The organism is Escherichia sp. E2748 (genome assembly GCF_005781125.1).
Lineage (GTDB): Bacteria > Pseudomonadota > Gammaproteobacteria > Enterobacterales > Enterobacteriaceae > Escherichia.
In genome coordinates this window covers 187,485-205,652 of sequence record NZ_VATP01000002.1, presented here as the reverse complement: position 1 = coordinate 205,652, position 18,168 = coordinate 187,485, and the positions used below count along the sequence as shown (strand labels likewise).

Genomic DNA, 18,168 nt, shown 5'->3' with positions numbered 1-18,168 from the left:
TTTGCCGCCTGAAAGGGGCGGCAAAGCTTGCATCGCCGTGCCAGACTGGTTATAAGGTGCGTTTTAACGTAATGTTGGAACACCTGATGAGCGATATACCTTTCTGGCAAAGTAAAACCCTGGACGAAATGAGCGATGCAGAATGGGAGTCGTTGTGTGATGGTTGTGGTCAGTGCTGCCTGCATAAACTGATGGATGAAGACACCGACGAAATCTACTTCACTAACGTTGCCTGCCGTCAGCTCAATATTAAAACTTGTCAATGTCGGAACTACGAACGCCGCTTCGAGTTTGAACCCGACTGCATTAAATTAACTCGTGAAAATCTGCCTACGTTCGAATGGCTACCGATGACTTGTGCTTATCGCTTGTTGGCGGAGGGTAAAGATTTACCTGCGTGGCATCCGCTACTTACCGGTTCAAAAGCAGCCATGCATGGCGAACGCATTTCAGTGCGCCATATCGCGGTGAAAGAGTCGGAAGTGATTGACTGGCAGGACCATATCTTAAATAAACCTGACTGGGCGCAATAATCCGCATCAGTCAAACCGCCGCGAAAATGGTCCTTGCGGTTTTCTGGTCATCAATAACAAGGTCTGGCGCACAGTGTATTAGCGATTTGCTACCTGGGACGAAATGAACCGATTTCCCAGACGTGTCGCCAGAGTGCCACGATGAAGTTTGGGCTGGCGGTATATTGGAAGTATGAAATATTTTGTACTGGTGGGCTGACGTATTAATCCTGAATCCTGCAAAAAATTTTCGAGCTAAAAAGTGAGAGCGTCATCGCTGTTTCTAAGTAAATTGCAGCACGCGAAAAAAGATAATCTACGGTATGACAATAATTTAAATGCCGTAACCAATGGACACATTTATGAGACTGCCTGAACATGCATGCTTATTCTACTCAGGTGTTCTGGTGGGTATAAAATGAAAGACGGTAAATTCGGACATCAAACGACGCCGTTATATATCCGAGCTACAGGGAGTTGATATAAAAATACTCGTGAATATGCTTGTAGAATATGTGAAAAATTCATAAAGTCCTTTTATATTGTTAGCTTTATTTAGCGCTATGCACTGGCGGTTGAAACTGAGAATGGGTGATTCTGATTACGTGAGATTGTTCAATTCCAGTCTATGTTTACTCTACAATAATGCAAATGACAGTGGACAAAGAAGCGCCATCAGGCGATGGATTCGCCGTAGAATGCTACTGCCTGAGCAGGATAGGTCACAGCAAGATCCTGATCTACCCTATGATTTTCAACATAATAAATACCCCCATCTTCCTGAGCGTAAATACCCAACGTTACGCAACTCCCCCCCACTCATGGAAAAGTTCTGCATTAACTTTTTGTCTGTCATATTGCTTTTCATTATCCAACTCTGGCGTGATTAATATCACGCCGTGCTGAAAAAACTCCATTCATACTGTTAATCCATGGTAACGTGTCTTTAGCTGATCGATAAACTTTAGCGCTATAGTAAAAACGCTTCACGATAAAAATATAAATATTGGAAGATATTATTGACTTGATCATTATCAATGACCATCTTGAAGGCCGCCACCGGGAACAATGTGTCAGGAAAATAATAACTACTCTTTATATCATTTTAATATCGAAGATATCCCATTAACTAAAACATCTGTAATTCTATTGATCATTAAATCCTCGTTGTTAATAAAACAAATGGCTTCTTTTATTATTTTTTTTGAGGCTTATTTATGGTCTGTGTTATTGCTCTCGTTGTCCATCTTCTCAGATTTATTGTGGTGGGCAGAGTCCAAAGTGATGAAACCAAAGAACTGGTTGATGTCGTAACCGGATAAGTCACTGCTATCCATTCATTACGTGGCCAGGATCACACGGGTACAGGATGAGCTGTAGAGCAAGGTCCGTAGGTAGGTTTACGGTGGGTTAGATAGTAAAAAGAAACGCGGCTGTCGGATTGTAGCCGCGGGACAAGGTCCAAAAATTTCCAAGAGTCGTTGAATTTCCCAGCTTTTTTGGAAGCACAGGTATCTTACTAATAACTAAAAAAGGTTTAAACTATAAAATTAACCGTATTTTTAGGTAATGCTTACCGACATATCCATACCGCGTTCAGACGGTTAACAGTGGGGCGGCAATCCTTAAGGATCAGCCTACGCAGCGACAGATATTGATAGCCTGAATCAGTATTGATCTGCTGGTAAGAACAGACTACTGTATATAAAAACAGTATAGCTTCAGGCAGATTATTATGTTGTTTATCAAGCCTGCGGATCTCCGCGAAATTGTGACTTTTCCGCTATTTAGCGATCTTGTTCAGTGTGGCTTTCCTTCACCGGCAGCGGATTACGTTGAACAGCGTATCGATCTGAATCAATTGCTTATTCAGCATCCCAGCGCGACTTACTTCGTCAAAGCGAGCGGAGACTCCATGATTGACGGTGGGATTAGTGACGGTGATTTATTGATTGTCGATAGCGCTATTACCGCCAGCCACGGTGATATCGTCATCGCTGCTGTCGATGGCGAGTTTACGGTGAAAAAATTGCAGTTGCGCCCGACGGTACAGCTTATTCCCATGAATAGCGCGTACTCGCCGATTACCCTCGGCAGCGAGGATACGCTGGATGTCTTTGGCGTAGTTGTCCATGTAATAAAGGCGATGCGCTGATGTTTGCCCTTTGCGATGTGAACTCGTTTTATGCCAGTTGTGAAGCGGTGTTTCGCCCTGACTTATGGGGTAAACCGGTGGTTGTGCTATCGAATAATGACGGTTGCGTTATTGCCCGAAACGCTGAGGCAAAGGCGCTGGGCGTTAAAATGGGCGATCCCTGGTTCAAACAAAAAGAGCTGTTTCGTCGCTGTGGCGTTGTCTGCTTTAGCAGCAATTATGAGCTTTACGCAGACATGAGCAATCGGGTGATGTCGACGCTGGAAGAGCTATCTCCTCGCGTGGAGATTTACAGTATTGATGAAGCGTTCTGCGATTTGACGGGGGTACGTAACTGCCGCGATCTCACTGACTTTGGCAGAGAAATTCGCGCAACGGTACTGCAACGAACGCATCTCACCGTGGGGGTGGGTATCGCTCAGACCAAAACGCTGGCAAAACTTGCCAATCATGCGGCAAAAAAATGGCAGCGGCAGACCGGTGGGGTGGTGGATTTATCTAATCTGGAACGCCAGCGTAAATTAATGGCCGCTTTACCCGTAGATGAAGTCTGGGGAATTGGACGGCGCATCAGCAAAAAATTGAACACGATGGGTATCAAAACCGTTCTGGATTTGGCGGATACAGATATCCGGTTTATTCGTAAACACTTTAATGTCGTGCTCGAAAGAACGGTGCGTGAACTGCGCGGCGAACCCTGTTTGCAGCTGGAAGAGTTTGCACCGACGAAGCAGGAAATTATCTGTTCCCGCTCGTTTGGCGAACGTATCACGGATTATGAATCGATGCGGCAGGCCATTTGTAGTTACGCCGCCCGGGCGGCAGAAAAACTCCGCAGTGAGCATCAATATTGTCGGTTTATCTCCACGTTTATTAAAACGTCGCCATTTGCGCTCAATGAATCCTATTACGGTAATAGTGCGTCGGTAAAACTGCTGACGCCTACCCAGGACAGCAGAGACATTATTAACGCGGCTACGCGATCTCTGGACGCCATCTGGCAAGCGGGCCATCGCTACCAAAAAGCGGGCGTGATGTTGGGCGATTTTTTCAGTCAGGGAGTGGCGCAGCTAAATTTGTTCGATGACAACGCACCGCGTCCCGGTAGTGAACAATTGATGGCGGTAATGGATATGCTGAATGCTAAGGATGGCAGGGGAACACTCTATTTTGCCGGACAGGGGATCCAGCAACAATGGCAGATGAAGCGTGCCATGCTTTCACCTCGTTATACAACGCGAAGTTCTGATTTACTGCGGGTCAAATAAACATAGCGGCAGGAAAAAGACGCTCCCGCAGGAGCGCCGAATTGATTAGCGACCAAACAGATCACGTTTTTTCGCTTTAAACGGCTGGGAAATCACCACCAGCACCGCGACAATCAGGTAAGCGATAAAAATACCGAGCAACCACTGTGGCATTTCCAGACCTAAAAATTCCCACTGACGCTCGGCACAATCGCCAGAGGCGACAAACACTTGTGGCACCCATTTATCCAGCGGCAGCCAGTCCGGGAAGCGAACCATGAAATCACAGGTCGCAAACGGTGAGGGATAGAGTTGAAGCATAGTGTGTTCGTAAGTTAACTGTACACCGCGGAACGCACTGTATAACCAGATAATCATTGCTACATAACGTAGCGGAGTTTTCGGGGCGATGGCGCCAATGAGTGCAGCGCCCAGAACGCCAAATAACGCACAACGTTCATAAATACAGAGCACGCAAGGTTTTAGTAACATCACATGCTGGAACCACAGCGCCGTCAGTTCCAGTGCCAGAGCGGTTAACGCCATTAACAACCACGCCCCCCGGCCTTGTGAACATTGGTTCAAAAATCGCAACATAATAATTTCCCTGCAATATGCATCGAATGCGCAGTTTAAACCAATTCATTCGTTGCGCCACCAGGAGGGAGTAAAAATAGGATGTAATTGAACAATTATCGGGCGAAAAGGCAAACCGGGCATAAATATGCCCGGTAAGTTGTTATCAAAGCGTTGCTATCCACCCCATTTGCATAAACCATTCGGTTACAGGGGCAAGAGTAAACTCGACGCAGAGCAGTCCGACGAGAGTCAGTACGAGGGTATAAGGCAGGGCCATCCACACCATGCGGCCATAAGAGAGGCGAATCAATGGCGCGAGTGCGGAGGTCAGCAGGAACAAGAATGCAGCCTGTCCGTTCGGTGTAGCGACGGAGGGCAGGTTGGTCCCGGTGTTAATAGCGACCGCCAGCAGCTCGTATTGCTTCAGGGTGATAACGCCACTCTCCATAGCTGCCTTCGCTTCGTTGATATAAATCGTCCCCACGAAGACGTTATCCGAAATGGATGACAGCAGGCCGTTGAAAATATAGAACAGTGACAACTGGGCGTGTTCCGATGCCTGTAGGACAAAATGAATAATTGGCGAGAACAATTGCTGGTCGATAATCACCGCAACTACCGAGAAAAAGACCGTCAACAATGCGGTAAACGGAAGTGATTCGGTGAAGGCTTTACCGATAGCGTGTTCATCAGTCACACCGGTCAGTGATGTCGCCAGAATGATCACAGACAAACCAATTAAGCCAACTTCTGCCAGATGTAGTGCCAGCGCGATAACCAGCCAGACGCCGATGGCGGCCTGGACAATCAGGCGAACTTTATCCTGGCGGGTACGCTGTTGGCGGCTTTGATCGTCAAACTGCTGCAGCACTTCGCGGACTTTCTCCGGCAGTGTTTCACCGTAGCCAAACCAACGCATTTTTTCCACCAGCAGGCAGGTTAACATGCCGCCGATCAGGACCGGAACGGTTACCGGCGACATGCGCAGAAAGAAATCGCCAAAATGCCAGCCAGCGGCTTTGGCGATAATCAGGTTTTGCGGTTCGCCTACCATAGTCATCACGCCGCCTAATGCGGTACCGACGCCCGCGTGCATCATCAGGCTACGTAGAAAAGCACGGAACTGCTCCAGCACCACCTTGTAATGTTTGTCGATATGGCTGTCGTCTTGCAGGTCGGTATCTTCCGTGCGGGAAGAGGCTACGCGGTGATAAATACCATAAAAACCGACAGCGACGCTGATCACCACCGCCACGACGGTTAAGGCATCAAGGAACGCGGAGAGAAATGCTGCCGCAATGCAAAAAGAGAGCGACAACAGCATTTTGGAGCGAATGCTTAACAGCAAGCGGGTAAAAATGAACAGCAATAGCTGTTTCATAAAATAGATCCCCGCAACCATAAACATCAGTAGCAGCAAAACCTCAAGGTTTGCAGCCACCTCTTCCCGAACATGTCCTGCGCTGGTCATGCCAATAAATACGGCTTCGATAGCCAACAGACCACCTGGCAGTAGCGGATAGCACTTCAGGGCCATTGCCAGCGTGAAAATAAATTCCGCTACCAGCAGCCAGCCAGCAACAAAAGGACTGACGAGAAAAATGAGCGGGTTAATAATTAAAAAAATGATGAGGGCAAGTTTGTACCAGTCGGGTGACTGGCCTAAAAAATTGCGCCATAACGCGCGGCCCCAGGAGATTTCCATGATGGTTTCCCTTACCTTAGTAATAATCAATGATGTTTTTATGTTTAAGCGCAAAGCTTAACGGTCGGGCAGGAGTGAGGCAAGTATTGATGATCAAGGAGAAAGAGATGCAGAAAATGAAGCCTTGATCCCTTTTTTCTTCTTTTTGTCTGCTATCAGCGTGATTAGCCCTCTGGTATGATGAGTGCAACTTTGTTTTGCTGTGTTATGGAAATCTCACTATGGTCATTAAGGCGCAAAGCCCGGCGGGTTTCGCGGAAGAGTACATTATTGAAAGTATCTGGAATAACCGCTTCCCTCCCGGGACTATTTTGCCCGCAGAACGTGAACTTTCAGAATTAATTGGCGTAACGCGTACTACGTTACGCGAAGTGTTGCAGCGCCTGGCGCGAGACGGCTGGCTGACTATTCAACACGGCAAACCGACGAAGGTGAATAATTTCTGGGAAACCTCCGGGTTGAATATTCTTGAGACGCTGGCGCGACTGGATCACGAAAGTGTGCCGCAGCTTATTGATAATTTGCTGTCGGTGCGTACCAATATTTCAACCATTTTTATTCGCACCGCGTTTCGTCAGCATCCTGATAAAGCGCAAGAAGTGTTGGCAACCGCCAATGAAGTGGCCGATCACGCCGACGCCTTTGCTGATCTGGATTACAACATTTTCCGCGGTCTGGCGTTTGCTTCCGGTAACCCAATTTACGGTCTGATCCTTAACGGGATGAAAGGGCTGTATACGCGAATTGGTCGTCACTATTTCGCTAATCCGGAGGCGCGCAGTCTGGCACTGGGCTTCTATCACAAGTTATCGGCATTGTGCACTGAAGGCGCGCATGATCAGGTTTACGAAACAGTGCGCCGCTATGGGCATGAGAGTGGCGAGATATGGCACCGGATGCAGAAAAATCTGCCAGGTGATTTAGCCATTCAGGGGCGATAATCCCTTCCGTTTAAAAAGCAAACCCCTCAAACGAGGGGTTTTTTGTTGTTTTTACAGATTACCCATTCTTGGCGGGCAACGTTCCAGCAACTCGACGCTGCCGTCTTCGTTTTGCTGTTCGAGCATCACATCAAATCCCCACAGGCGATGCACATGCTTCAGCACCTCTTTACGCCCCCGGTCCAGCGGAGCGCGGTTATGCGGAATGTAGCGCAGCGTCAGTGAACGGTCGCCGCGTAAATCCACGTTCCAGATCTGAATATTCGGCTCCAGATTACTTAAGTTATATTGCGACGATAATCGGTTACGGATCTCCCGATAACCTTCCTCATTATGAATGGCAGAAATTTCCAGATAATTATGGCGATCGTCATCCAGCACGGTGAAGAAGCGGAAATCACGCATTACTTTCGGTGATAGGAACTGGCTGATAAAACTCTCATCTTTGAAATCACGCATCGCAAAATGCAATGTTTCCAGCCAGTCAGAACCGGCGATATCCGGGAACCAGTATTTGTCTTCTTCCGTTGGCGACTGACAAATCCGTTTAATATCCTGGAACATGGCGAAACCAAGCGCATACGGATTTATTCCGCTGTACCACGGGCTGTTATAGGGCGGCTGGAAGACCACATTGGTGTGGCTGTGCAAAAACTCCAGCATAAAACGTTCCGTTACTTTCCCTTCATCATACAGATGGTTAAGGATGGTATAGTGCCAGAAGGTCGCCCAGCCTTCATTCATCACCTGGGTCTGTTTTTGCGGATAAAAATACTGGCTCACCTTTCGCACGATGCGCAGGATTTCACGCTGCCATGATTCCAGCAGTGGGGCATTTTTCTCCATAAAATAAAGCAGGTTTTCTTGCGGCTCGGAAGGATAGCGGCGCGCTTCGGCGACTGTTTTCTCTTCTTCGCGCTTCGGCAGGGTACGCCACAGCATGTTGACCTGACTTTGCAGATACTCCTCGCGACTTTTCTGCCGGGCTTTTTCCTCCTGGAGAGAGATTTTTTGCGGACGTTTGTACCGGTCCACGCCGTAGTTCATCAGGGCATGACAGGAGTCCAGCAGCTTTTCTACTTCATCAACGCCATAACGCTCTTCGCACTCGGTAATATATTTACGGGCAAAAATCAGGTAATCGACAATGGAACTGGCGTCAGTCCAGCTGCGAAACAGGTAATTGTTTTTGAAGAAAGAGTTGTGACCATAGCAGGCGTGTGCCATCACCAGCGCCTGCATGGTAATGGTGTTCTCTTCCATCAGGTAAGCGATGCACGGGTTAGAGTTAATGACAATTTCATAGGCCAGCCCTTGCTGACCGTGCTTATACAGACGTTCGGTTTCGATAAACTTTTTACCGAATGACCAGTGCGGATAGTTAATCGGCATGCCGACGCTGGAGTAGGCATCCATCATCTGTTCCGAAGTGATCACTTCAATCTGGTGCGGGTAGGTATCCAGCCGATAGAGTTTCGCCACCCGGTCTATCTCTGCAAGGTAAACATCCAGCAGGTCGAACGTCCAGTCGGGTCCATCGCTCAAACGTGTGGTGTCCTTATTCATAGAATCGATCGTCGCCATACGCGCACCTCATTGTTGTCGGCGCTCTCTGTGTGGAACGCCTCATTTCAAGCATAGAACACCTGTTAAAAACCGCGTCACCGGAGAATTTTTTTCTTTGCGATTTCTTATTATCGGAGTGCCAATAATTAGCTTCTCAACGGAATTTTCTGCTGGATAAAAAGCACGTTCAGCAGGAGATGCCAAAGACAGCATATTCCCGCTGTGTCAGGGAGATGTGAGCTGGCTCACCATAAAAAACCCATATGTTGAATAATATTTTCAACTGAGTTATCAAGATGTAATTAGATTATTATTCTTTTACTGTATCTACCGTTATCGGAGTGGCTATGCGAGTTGTCATACTGGGAAGTGGTGTGGTAGGCGTTGCCAGCGCCTGGTATCTGAATCAGGCAGGACATGAGGTCACCGTCATTGATCGGGAACCGGGGGCGGCTCTTGAAACCAGCGCAGCGAATGCCGGGCAAATCTCCCCCGGCTATGCCGCGCCGTGGGCAGCACCAGGCGTGCCTTTAAAAGCGATTAAATGGATGTTTCAGCGCCATGCGCCGCTGGCCGTTCGTCTCGACGGTACGCAGTTCCAGTTGAAATGGATGTGGCAAATGTTACGTAACTGCGACACCAGCCACTATATGGAAAATAAAGGGCGGATGGTGCGCCTGGCGGAATACAGCCGTGATTGCCTGAAAGCATTACGCGCAGAGACAAATATCCAGTATGAAGGTCGGCAGGGCGGGACGCTGCAACTGTTCCGTACCGAACAACAGTATGAAAATGCCACTCGCGATATCGCCGTGCTGGAAGATGCTGGTGTGCCGTACAAATTACTGGAATCCAGCCGCCTGGCGGAGGTGGAGCCCGCGCTGGCAGAAGTGGCGCACAAACTGACTGGCGGTCTGCAACTGCCCAATGACGAAACCGGAGACTGCCAGCTGTTTACCCAGAATCTGGCGCGGATGGCGGAGCAGGCAGGGGTTAAATTCTGCTTTAATACGCCAGTTGATCAGCTGCTTTGTGACGGCGAACAAATCTATGGCGTGAAGTGTGGTGATGAAGTGATTAAGGCCGATGCGTATGTTATGGCGTTTGGTTCTTACTCGACGGCGATGCTTAAAGGCATTGTTGATATTCCTGTATATCCGCTGAAGGGGTATTCCCTGACCATTCCAATTGCGCAGGAAGATGGCGCGCCGGTATCCACCATTCTGGATGAAACCTACAAAATCGCCATTACCCGTTTCGATAACCGCATCCGCGTTGGCGGAATGGCGGAAATTGTTGGCTTTAACACTGAACTGTTACAGCCGCGTCGTGAAACGCTGGAAATGGTCGTTCGCGATCTCTATCCGCGCGGTGGTCATGTCGAGCAGGCTACTTTCTGGACCGGTCTGCGCCCGATGACGCCAGACGGCACGCCGATTGTTGGTCGTTCACGCTTTAAAAATCTGTGGCTGAATACCGGTCACGGTACGCTCGGCTGGACGATGGCTTGCGGTTCCGGTCAGCTGTTAAGCGATCTGCTCTCGGGGCGCACGCCTGCTATCCCGTATGAGGATTTAAGCGTAGCGCGCTACAGCCGTGGATTTACGCCATCACGCCCGGGCCATTTACATGGCGCGCACAGCTAAGGAATCGAGATGACCAGACCGATACAGGCCAGCCTCGATCTACAGGCATTAAAACAGAATCTGAACATTGTCCGCCAGGCCGCGCCGCATGCGCGCGTCTGGTCGGTGGTAAAAGCGAACGCGTATGGGCATGGTATTGAACGTATCTGGAGTGCGCTCGGGGCGACTGATGGCTTTGCCTTACTTAATCTGGAAGAGGCCATTACCCTACGTGAGCGCGGCTGGAAAGGGCCGATCCTCATGTTGGAAGGTTTTTTCCACGCCCAGGATCTGGAGATTTATGACCAGTATCGCCTGACTACCTGCGTTCACAGTAACTGGCAGCTTAAAGCGTTGCAAAACGCGCGACTAAAAGCACCACTGGATATTTATCTTAAAGTGAACAGTGGAATGAATCGGCTGGGCTTCCTGCCCGATCGCGTGTCCACCGTCTGGCAGCAACTGCGGGCGATGGCGAATGTTGGCGAAATGACCCTGATGTCGCATTTTGCCGAGGCCGAGCATCCTGATGGGATTACCGAGGCGATGGCGCGTGTTGACCAGGCGGCGGAAGGGCTTGAGTGTCGACGTTCGTTGTCTAACTCGGCCGCGACGCTGTGGCATCCGGAAGCGCATTTTGACTGGGTGCGTCCGGGGATTGTTTTGTATGGTGCATCGCCGTCCGGTCAGTGGCGCGATATCGCCAATACCGGATTACGTCCGGTAATGACGTTAAGCAGCGAGATTATTGGTATCCAGACGCTAAAAGCGGGAGATCGTGTGGGCTATGGCGGTCGCTATACCGCGCGCGATGAACAGCGAATTGGCATTGTTGCCGCCGGATACGCTGACGGTTATCCGCGTCATGCGCCAACCGGTACCCCTGTTTTAGTCGACGGCGTACGCACCATGACGGTAGGGACTGTCTCGATGGATATGCTGGCGGTCGATTTAACGCCTTGCCCGCAGGCGGGTATTGGTACACCGGTTGAGCTGTGGGGCAGAGAGATCAAAATTGATGATGTCGCCGCCGCTGCCGGAACCGTTGGCTATGAGTTGATGTGCGCGCTGGCGTTACGTGTGCCTGTTGTGACGGTGTAACTTGTTGTAGCCGGATGCGACCAGCGTCGTATCCGGCGATACAAGACGGATCAAACTTAAGATTCGGCTTCTTCCTCCGCTACCCGAACGCCAATCTTCAGCACTTCATTATCTTCTTTCTCGGCCACCGTCCAGATCATCCCGGCAAACTCCACCTGATCACCGACAACCGGAGCCGCGCCTAACAATTGCTGGACAATTTCCCCCAGCGTTTGCTGTTTATCGCGATACTCCCGACCGTCTTCCAGACCATATATCAGCGCCACATCGGCATATTTGGCACTGGCTTCAAGAATGAAGTCACCAAAGAAGCGTTGATCCAGCGCGACTGGCGGTGACTGGCTGAACAGTTTACCGAGCGCCGGGAGATCGCGTTCCCGACCAATCACGCACAAGACGTCGCCTTCACGCAGTCGGGTGCTGCCAGTGGGATGAAGCAATTGGTTATCACGAAATAGTGCCGCAATACGCGTCTCTTTTGGCATATGCAGATCGCGCAGCGCCGCGCCCACGCACCATTTATCGGCACTCAACTGATAAACAAACTGTTCCCACGGGTTTTCCGGATGAATATCAAGGCCAACGCGTGATACCGGGCGTCCGACGGGCGGAACCACCACTTTGGCTTTTTTCGCCGCCCACGAGAGCGACGTTCCCTGTAACAACAGCGAAACCAGAACCACGAAGAAGGCGACATTAAAGAACAGCCGTGCATTCTCCAGGCCCGCCATCATCGGGAATACCGCCAGGATAATCGGCACCGCGCCGCGCAGCCCGACCCAACTGATAAATACGCGCTCGCGCAAATTGAAGCCACGGAACGGCAGCAATCCGGCAAATACCGAAAGGGGACGAGCGAAGAAAATCATCCATGCGGACAAAATGAGCGCCGGAATGGCAATAGGCAGTAAGTCGCTTGGGTTAACCAACAGCCCAAGCACCAGGAACATGGCGATTTGCGCCAGCCAGGCGAGGCCGTCGAAATTCTGCAGAATGCCGTAGCGGTTGCGAATAGGGCGATTCCCCAGCAGAAAACCGCACAGATACACCGCCAGAATACCGCTACCTTCCAGCGCAGTGGTTAATGAGAAAATCAGAATACCGCCGCTTAATGCCAGCAATGGATATAATCCGGCGGGCAGGGCGATGCGGTTGATCATTTGCAGCAGTAAATAACCGCCGCCAAGACCTATTACGATGCCCAGACCAAATTGTTGCAGAATATCGACAATGAACATCCAGCTAATATTGCTCTCATGATGCTGGATCATCGCAATCAGGGTAATGGTCAGAAACACGGCCATCGGATCATTACTGCCGGATTCTATTTCCAGCGTCGAGCCAACACGTTCGTTAAGCCCCTTGCCGCCAAGCAGAGAAAATACTGCAGCGGCATCCGTGGAACCGACAATGGCGCCGATTAATAAGCCTTCAATCAAATTGAGATTAAACAGCCATGCCGCCATCATGCCGGTTAAACCAGAAGTAATCAGCACGCCCACCGTCGCCAGTGACAGCGCCGGACCTAACGCCACGCGAAATGAACTGGCCTGGGTACGCATCCCGCCGTCGAGCAAAATAATCGCCAGCGCGAGGTTACTTACCATGTAAGCAAAAGGATAATTATCAAACGGGATGCCGCCGACGCCATCAACCCCCGCCAGCATGCCGATCGCCAGAAAAATAACCAGAATGGGAATGCCAAGACGGGAAGAAAATGAACTAAGTAAAATACTGCTGGTGACAAGGATGGATCCTAAGATGAAAAGGCTAATTATTGTTGTGGCATCCAACGGTCGGTTACTCCTGATTACGCTGTCTCTTATATAAACCCTACCATATTAGCGGCAGAAACAGCGTTTTACTTAGCCCTGAAACGTGATTTTTTTACACTTTAAGAACAGGATGACCACTAATCGTCAACTGTGTGCCTTCCTGGGTGTGATTAAGGATGGCATGTGCGCCCAACGGCAGCGTAACTGTGCGTTGTTCATGACCAAAATCGAGGCCAGTTATGAGTGGAATAGACAGGCGGGAACGCAAGAACGCGTACACCGACTCCAGGTTGTAACCCGCGTCATAATTATTGGGCGTGCTACCACTGAAGCTACCGAGGATAATCGCCTTCTGACGCGGTAAAATTCCGGCATGATAGAGCTGTAACAGCATACGTTCGACGCGGAAAGGGTGCTCGTTAATATCTTCCAGCACCAGAATACCGTTCTCAATTTGCGGCATCCACGGCGTACCAATCAGCGAAATCAGCATCGCGAGATTGCCTCCCCACAACGTGCCTTCGGTCCGACACGTCGGGCCTTCCCCTTGCCATTCAATGGTGAATGTTTCATTGCGTAATGCCAGCCAGAAATGGTGCTCGGTAAAGGCGTTCAGCTCTTCCGCGCCAAAATTCGCCACCAGCATCGGGCCGCTAAAGGTGATGACATTACCCTGGGTCAGCAGTCCACACTGGATGGCTGTGAAATCGCTATGCCCGCAGATCAGCAACGGATTATGTTGTTGGCGAGCAACCAGCGCCTGCCAGTCAATATCCGCCAGTAAGCGGCTGGCGCCGTAACCGCCGCGAACCGCCAGTACGATAGTGTTGGGTGATGTCAGCCCTGCAAGGGAATTAATATCCGCCAGACGCTCCGTTTCCGTACCTGCAAACCGCTCACAGCGACGGGCAATGACCTCTACGTTATTGACCTGATGACCCGCATCCATCAGGCGTTGAATACCGCGCTGCGCGGCGTGCTGATTAATGCAGTAACCCGACGGGGCGATTAAGTGAAACTGAGACATGGCAATTCCTTGCTGACAACAGAAACGAATTGTATATCATGCCGCTTAGGTGTGCCGTTGTCACCTCAACGGCGATTCCAGGCTATAAGGATAGATGAAGTGAAATTGAGATGGTTTGCCTTTTTGATTGTGTTATTAGCGGGTTGTTCATCAAAACATGACTATACGAATCCTCCGTGGAACGCGAAAGTTCCGGTACAACGTGCAATGAAGTGGATGCCAATAAGTCAGAAAGCCGGTGCTGCCTGGGGTGTCGATCCACAATTGATCACGGCGATTATCGCTATCGAGTCGGGCGGTAACCCGAACGCGGTGAGTAAATCGAATGCCATTGGTTTGATGCAGTTAAAAGCCTCCACGTCCGGACGCGATGTTTATCGCCGTATGGGCTGGAGTGGTGAGCCGACGACCAGTGAGCTGAAAAATCCAGAGCGTAATATCTCAATGGGGGCAGCTTACCTGAATATTCTGGAAACCGGCCCGCTGGCAGGTATTGAAGATCCGAAAGTACTGCAATATGCGCTGGTAGTGTCATACGCTAACGGGGCAGGCGCACTGCTACGGACTTTCTCCTCAGATCGGAAAAAGGCGATCAGCAAAATCAACGATCTGGACGCTGACGAGTTCCTCGATCACGTCGCGAGAAATCACCCCGCGCCGCAGGCTCCACGCTATATCTATAAACTCGAGCAGGCTCTGGACGCAATGTAACTCAGTCGCGTACTTTGTCCGCTTTCTCACGGGCTTCCCGCTCCAGTGAGAAAATAATTCGCTGTAATTGCCGCTCCACCGTCGGGCTGACGTTAAGAAAACGAAAGCTCAGACGGGGAGTGGAGACGGTTTCATTTTTACCATCAATCAATTTACGCTCGCTGATCGTCAGTAACTGGGCATCAAAGTGAAAAATGCCCCATTGTCCCATGTTGACTTCAATCTGTGCGAAGCGCATGCCTTCTTGCAATCCGGCAGGCTTTGCCGTTTCCAGTAATGCGCCCATGCCGCCTAACGACAAATCATACAGGCGAAAACGTAACGTGCTGTTATCCGCCAGTTTGGTCTGGCAAAAATAAGGCGGATGGAGCGGGGCGGAGATGCGGAAATATCTGCGTCGCTGCACAAACCATAGCGCGGGAGGTGGTTCGGTAATAAAGGCCGGAAGCTGCAGGTATTCACTTTGCTGTAATTGTTCAACAGTAAACTCGACTTTCGCACCCTGAGTTTCGGCGGTAATGGTAATGTGCCGCGCCTTAAGCACGGCATTGTTGTCTTCTGCTTGACTGCCGTAATCCAGCACCAGCTTATCCGAGGTTATTGCCAGTATTTTGCTGATCAGTTGACCGTCACTCCAACTGATACGCAAGGGAATTGCGGCTTTATGCAAATCGCGTAAAACGCCCAACACTGCTAAAGGATTTTGTTTCAGGAACTGCTCATGGTAGTGACTCACGCGGAAAAACTCCTGACCGACAAACTGTCTTTGGTTTATCGGTAGCGATTAACAAAACTTTATACAAATGAGAATTTTTTTTACATATTGGCTGCAAATCAACCGCCAGACGCCCAACATCAAACTTACCCTTGCCTATACTTAGAGCGTTGACGTAAGCATTTCTTGCGTCCTGTTCATAGAAACGAGGGCCTGAACATGGGAATTATTGCCTGGATTATTTTTGGCCTGATAGCCGGCATTATCGCCAAGCTAATCATGCCGGGGCGTGATGGTGGTGGATTTTTCCTGACCTGTATTCTCGGGATAGTCGGTGCGGTGGTCGGCGGCTGGCTGGCGACCATGTTTGGCATTGGCGGCTCCATCAGCGGTTTTAATCTGCACAGCTTCCTGGTGGCGGTAGTGGGAGCTATTCTCGTTCTGGGCGTATTCCGCCTCCTGCGAAGAGAATAAGATTTTCATAAGGCGGATAGCGATACAGATGCCGCTATCCGCTTTCACATCAGAACGTATACTCGACACCTGCCCAGAAATTGCGACCTTCTTCAATAAACCCTTCACTGTAGGCATATTGGGTATCAAACAGGTTATTGATCGACGCATTGACGCTGAAGCCATGACCTAAGGCGTAATCGGCTCGAATGTGGGTCACCGCAAAACCGGCGGCTTTTTGTGAACCGTCACTGTTGCTGTAGCTGGAGGAACGCGCCTCTTCCGACAGTGTTACGCTTAACGGCTCCCACGGTTTGAGAGTCATCCATGCGGTCATTGTCTGCGTTGGCAGATCGGTTATCTTGCCGATGTCTTTGCGTTTGGCGTCAGCGTGGATCAGGGCGTAGCTCAACCCTACATCCAGTATATTGCTGATTTTCCCCTTAATACCGGCGTCCAGACCGCTGTAATCCACCGTGCCGCTGTTCCGGTTTTGAATGGTATCGGCATCGATATTGTGCGAGAGGATGGCATCACTCACCCGATTATAGTAAACGCTGACCTCAAATCCCCAGTCGCGCGTGAAGGCACCATTCCAGGTTAAATCTACCCCGCGCGCGCGTTCCGGCTTGAGCTGCGGGTTAACAATCGCTATCTGGTTATACGCTGGTTTGGACGTGGTATAGCGTTCTTTCAGCGTCGGAAAGCGTGTGCGGTCATAGTACGAAAGCGCCAGCGTGTCTTCATTGGCAAAGTGGTATTTCCCCATCACCTGCCAGTTAAAAGCTGACTGATTGTTGTCGTCATAATGGGTGATGCTGCCATCGTTCTCATGTTTTTTCGCTTCTACGCTATCGCGCCAGTCATAGCTGATTCCCGCCACGACATCGACATTATCGGCGGCAGCCCATTGATATTCACTGGCGAGCGACCAGGTGCGATCTTCATAGCGATCGTAAGCGGCGTGCGGCGCACCTTTTTCCCGGTGTACGTCATCTTTCCAGTTAACGGCAAACGACAGCAGATCGTTTTCACGCACATCGGCTGCCAGTTGTAACCCGGCACCGTCGCTGTAATCGGAATAATGGCTGTAGCTGCCTTTTTTATTTTTCAAATCAGCCAGCGAGTTGTACATCATCAGCGTATTTTCAAAGGTGTCGCGATACAGCCGACTTTTCAAAGTAAAACGCTCGTTTAGCTGGGTCGTTCCCTGATAATAAAAACTTTCTTTGTCATACTCCGGCCACTGCCAGTAGCGTGATTTCTGACCACTGTTTCCGCTGTATGGCGGGTTATCTTTTTCACCATCCTGCTTAATGTAAGTCAGTGTGTATTCATCGTTTTCACGCGGTGTAAAACCGAGCTTCACAATGCCGCGTTTATCATCAGCCGATGAGTTAATCATCTTGCCGTGTTTGCCTGCAATATCGTTATTCACACCATGCGGCAGGCCGAGAAAATCCTGCTTTAGCTGGCTACCGCTGACTTGCAAATACCCCAGATCGTTGCTGGCGGCAAATGAAGCATGCATATCGTAGGCATTGTCCTGGCTACGGCTCCATCCCTGGCGATATCCCAGATTTGCTTCCAGAGGTTTCGTTGGCTTCTGGGTGGTGATATTAATGGCACCGCCCATCTGATTAGGCCCCTGAAGCAGCGACGAATACCCTTTGGAAACTTCGACCGCGCCCAGATTGTTGGTCAGAATCCGCGCCAGATCGAGGTTGCCGTCATAGGGAACATAAATCGGCACGCCGTCGAAATAGACCGGTACCTGACGGCTATCAAAACCACGAACTTTGACCTGTTCTTCGTTGCGGCTGCCTGACTTTTGCAGCACTACGCCAGGGACGACGCTTAATGCCTGAGCGACATTCTGCTTATCCAGGGCCTTCATGGTGGGGTGATCGAGAACGGTGGTCGTCGTCGATGATACCGGACTGGACCATACGGTCAGCGTGTCGCTCTCCTGAGCCGCTACGGCCTGATGGGTAAAGGCAAGTGATAGTGCTGTGCAGAGATAACGTTTTTTGAGTCTCATAGAATAAATTCCGTT

At 50.1% G+C, this 18,168-nt stretch carries 15 protein-coding genes; 8 read left to right on the top strand and 7 right to left on the bottom strand.

What is annotated here, in order from left to right:
* Positions 1 to 86: 86 nt before the first annotated feature.
* The 3 genes from FEK42_RS05630 (at position 87) to umuC (ending at position 3,935) form a co-directional block, all read left to right on the top strand.
* Entirely contained in the window at positions 87 to 533 is a 447-nt protein-coding gene (locus FEK42_RS05630) for a YcgN family cysteine cluster protein (protein ID WP_205712811.1), read from the top strand.
* Positions 534 to 2,247: 1,714 nt separating this feature from the next.
* Positions 2,248 to 2,667, top strand: a complete 420-nt coding sequence (locus tag FEK42_RS05620; protein WP_130205617.1) for a translesion error-prone DNA polymerase V autoproteolytic subunit — start codon at positions 2,248 to 2,250, stop codon at positions 2,665 to 2,667.
* Positions 2,667 to 3,935, top strand: a complete 1,269-nt coding sequence (gene umuC, locus FEK42_RS05615; protein WP_135491162.1) for a DNA polymerase V catalytic protein — start codon at positions 2,667 to 2,669, stop codon at positions 3,933 to 3,935. Before FEK42_RS05620 ends, umuC begins: the two co-directional genes overlap by 1 nt.
* A 45-nt stretch (positions 3,936 to 3,980) precedes the next feature.
* On the opposite strand, the gene dsbB is transcribed toward umuC, so the two are convergent.
* Together dsbB and nhaB are read right to left on the bottom strand one after the other, a co-directional pair.
* Positions 3,981 to 4,511: a disulfide bond formation protein DsbB gene (dsbB, locus tag FEK42_RS05610; RefSeq protein WP_130205621.1), complete on the bottom strand. Its 531-nt coding sequence runs from the start codon at positions 4,509 to 4,511 to the stop codon at positions 3,981 to 3,983.
* A gap of 145 nt (positions 4,512 to 4,656) precedes the next feature.
* Positions 4,657 to 6,198, bottom strand: a complete 1,542-nt coding sequence (nhaB, locus tag FEK42_RS05605) for a Na(+)/H(+) antiporter NhaB (RefSeq protein WP_130259690.1) — start codon at positions 6,196 to 6,198, stop codon at positions 4,657 to 4,659.
* A 221-nt stretch (positions 6,199 to 6,419) separates the two neighbouring features.
* On the opposite strand from nhaB, the gene fadR reads away from it, so the two are divergent.
* The gene (fadR, locus tag FEK42_RS05600) at positions 6,420 to 7,139 is read left to right on the top strand and encodes a fatty acid metabolism transcriptional regulator FadR (protein WP_130215962.1); all 720 of its coding nucleotides are present in this window, start codon (positions 6,420 to 6,422) and stop codon (positions 7,137 to 7,139) included.
* Between the two features lie 51 nt (positions 7,140 to 7,190).
* Here fadR and FEK42_RS05595 read toward each other — a convergent pair whose 3' ends face one another.
* Positions 7,191 to 8,723 carry a SpoVR family protein gene (locus FEK42_RS05595; protein WP_130205627.1) on the bottom strand — a complete coding sequence of 511 codons (1,533 nt, stop codon included), beginning with the start codon at positions 8,721 to 8,723 and terminating at the stop codon, positions 7,191 to 7,193.
* A gap of 329 nt (positions 8,724 to 9,052) precedes the next feature.
* Between FEK42_RS05595 and dadA the strand changes: the two genes are divergently transcribed.
* Together dadA and dadX are read left to right on the top strand one after the other, a co-directional pair.
* The gene (dadA, locus tag FEK42_RS05590; protein WP_135492340.1) at positions 9,053 to 10,351 is read left to right on the top strand and encodes a D-amino acid dehydrogenase; all 1,299 of its coding nucleotides are present in this window, start codon (positions 9,053 to 9,055) and stop codon (positions 10,349 to 10,351) included.
* A 9-nt stretch (positions 10,352 to 10,360) separates the two neighbouring features.
* Positions 10,361 to 11,431: a catabolic alanine racemase DadX gene (gene dadX / locus FEK42_RS05585; protein ID WP_130205631.1), complete on the top strand. Its 1,071-nt coding sequence runs from the start codon at positions 10,361 to 10,363 to the stop codon at positions 11,429 to 11,431.
* Positions 11,432 to 11,487: 56 nt separating this feature from the next.
* Here the strand turns inward: dadX and FEK42_RS05580 are convergent, their stop codons facing one another.
* Together FEK42_RS05580 and ldcA are read right to left on the bottom strand one after the other, a co-directional pair.
* On the bottom strand, positions 11,488 to 13,224 hold the full coding sequence (locus tag FEK42_RS05580; protein WP_064528688.1) for a potassium/proton antiporter: 1,737 nt from the start codon (positions 13,222 to 13,224) through the stop codon (positions 11,488 to 11,490).
* 94 nt (positions 13,225 to 13,318) lie between these two features.
* Complete coding sequence (gene ldcA, locus FEK42_RS05575; protein WP_130205635.1) at positions 13,319 to 14,233, bottom strand: muramoyltetrapeptide carboxypeptidase; 915 nt, start codon at positions 14,231 to 14,233, stop codon at positions 13,319 to 13,321.
* Positions 14,234 to 14,332: 99 nt separating this feature from the next.
* Here ldcA and emtA point away from each other — a divergent pair, with 99 nt between their 5' ends.
* Complete coding sequence (emtA, locus tag FEK42_RS05570) at positions 14,333 to 14,944, top strand: membrane-bound lytic murein transglycosylase EmtA (RefSeq protein ID WP_130205637.1); 612 nt, start codon at positions 14,333 to 14,335, stop codon at positions 14,942 to 14,944.
* Between the two features lies 1 nt (position 14,945).
* Here the strand turns inward: emtA and FEK42_RS05565 are convergent, their stop codons facing one another.
* Positions 14,946 to 15,680 carry a flagellar brake protein gene (locus FEK42_RS05565; protein WP_135492342.1) on the bottom strand — a complete coding sequence of 245 codons (735 nt, stop codon included), beginning with the start codon at positions 15,678 to 15,680 and terminating at the stop codon, positions 14,946 to 14,948.
* Between the two features lie 198 nt (positions 15,681 to 15,878).
* On the opposite strand from FEK42_RS05565, the gene FEK42_RS05560 reads away from it, so the two are divergent.
* Positions 15,879 to 16,133 (top strand): GlsB/YeaQ/YmgE family stress response membrane protein, encoded by a 255-nt coding sequence (locus FEK42_RS05560; RefSeq protein ID WP_000511315.1) that lies wholly within the window; start codon positions 15,879 to 15,881, stop codon positions 16,131 to 16,133.
* Positions 16,134 to 16,182: 49 nt separating this feature from the next.
* Here the strand turns inward: FEK42_RS05560 and FEK42_RS05555 are convergent, their stop codons facing one another.
* Positions 16,183 to 18,153 carry a TonB-dependent receptor gene (locus FEK42_RS05555; RefSeq protein ID WP_135492344.1) on the bottom strand — a complete coding sequence of 657 codons (1,971 nt, stop codon included), beginning with the start codon at positions 18,151 to 18,153 and terminating at the stop codon, positions 16,183 to 16,185.
* Between the last annotated feature and the right edge of the window lie 15 nt (positions 18,154 to 18,168).

Coding starts and splice junctions, on each gene's coding strand:
- FEK42_RS05630 (WP_205712811.1), top strand. CDS start 87: ATGAGCGATATACCTTTCTGGCAAAGTAAAACCCTGGACGAAATGAGC.
- FEK42_RS05620 (WP_130205617.1), top strand. CDS start 2,248: ATGTTGTTTATCAAGCCTGCGGATCTCCGCGAAATTGTGACTTTTCCG.
- umuC (WP_135491162.1), top strand. CDS start 2,667: ATGTTTGCCCTTTGCGATGTGAACTCGTTTTATGCCAGTTGTGAAGCG.
- dsbB (WP_130205621.1), bottom strand. CDS start 4,511: ATGTTGCGATTTTTGAACCAATGTTCACAAGGCCGGGGGGCGTGGTTG.
- nhaB (WP_130259690.1), bottom strand. CDS start 6,198: ATGGAAATCTCCTGGGGCCGCGCGTTATGGCGCAATTTTTTAGGCCAG.
- fadR (WP_130215962.1), top strand. CDS start 6,420: ATGGTCATTAAGGCGCAAAGCCCGGCGGGTTTCGCGGAAGAGTACATT.
- FEK42_RS05595 (WP_130205627.1), bottom strand. CDS start 8,723: ATGGCGACGATCGATTCTATGAATAAGGACACCACACGTTTGAGCGAT.
- dadA (WP_135492340.1), top strand. CDS start 9,053: ATGCGAGTTGTCATACTGGGAAGTGGTGTGGTAGGCGTTGCCAGCGCC.
- dadX (WP_130205631.1), top strand. CDS start 10,361: ATGACCAGACCGATACAGGCCAGCCTCGATCTACAGGCATTAAAACAG.
- ldcA (WP_130205635.1), bottom strand. CDS start 14,233: ATGTCTCAGTTTCACTTAATCGCCCCGTCGGGTTACTGCATTAATCAG.
- FEK42_RS05560 (WP_000511315.1), top strand. CDS start 15,879: ATGGGAATTATTGCCTGGATTATTTTTGGCCTGATAGCCGGCATTATC.
- FEK42_RS05555 (WP_135492344.1), bottom strand. CDS start 18,153: ATGAGACTCAAAAAACGTTATCTCTGCACAGCACTATCACTTGCCTTT.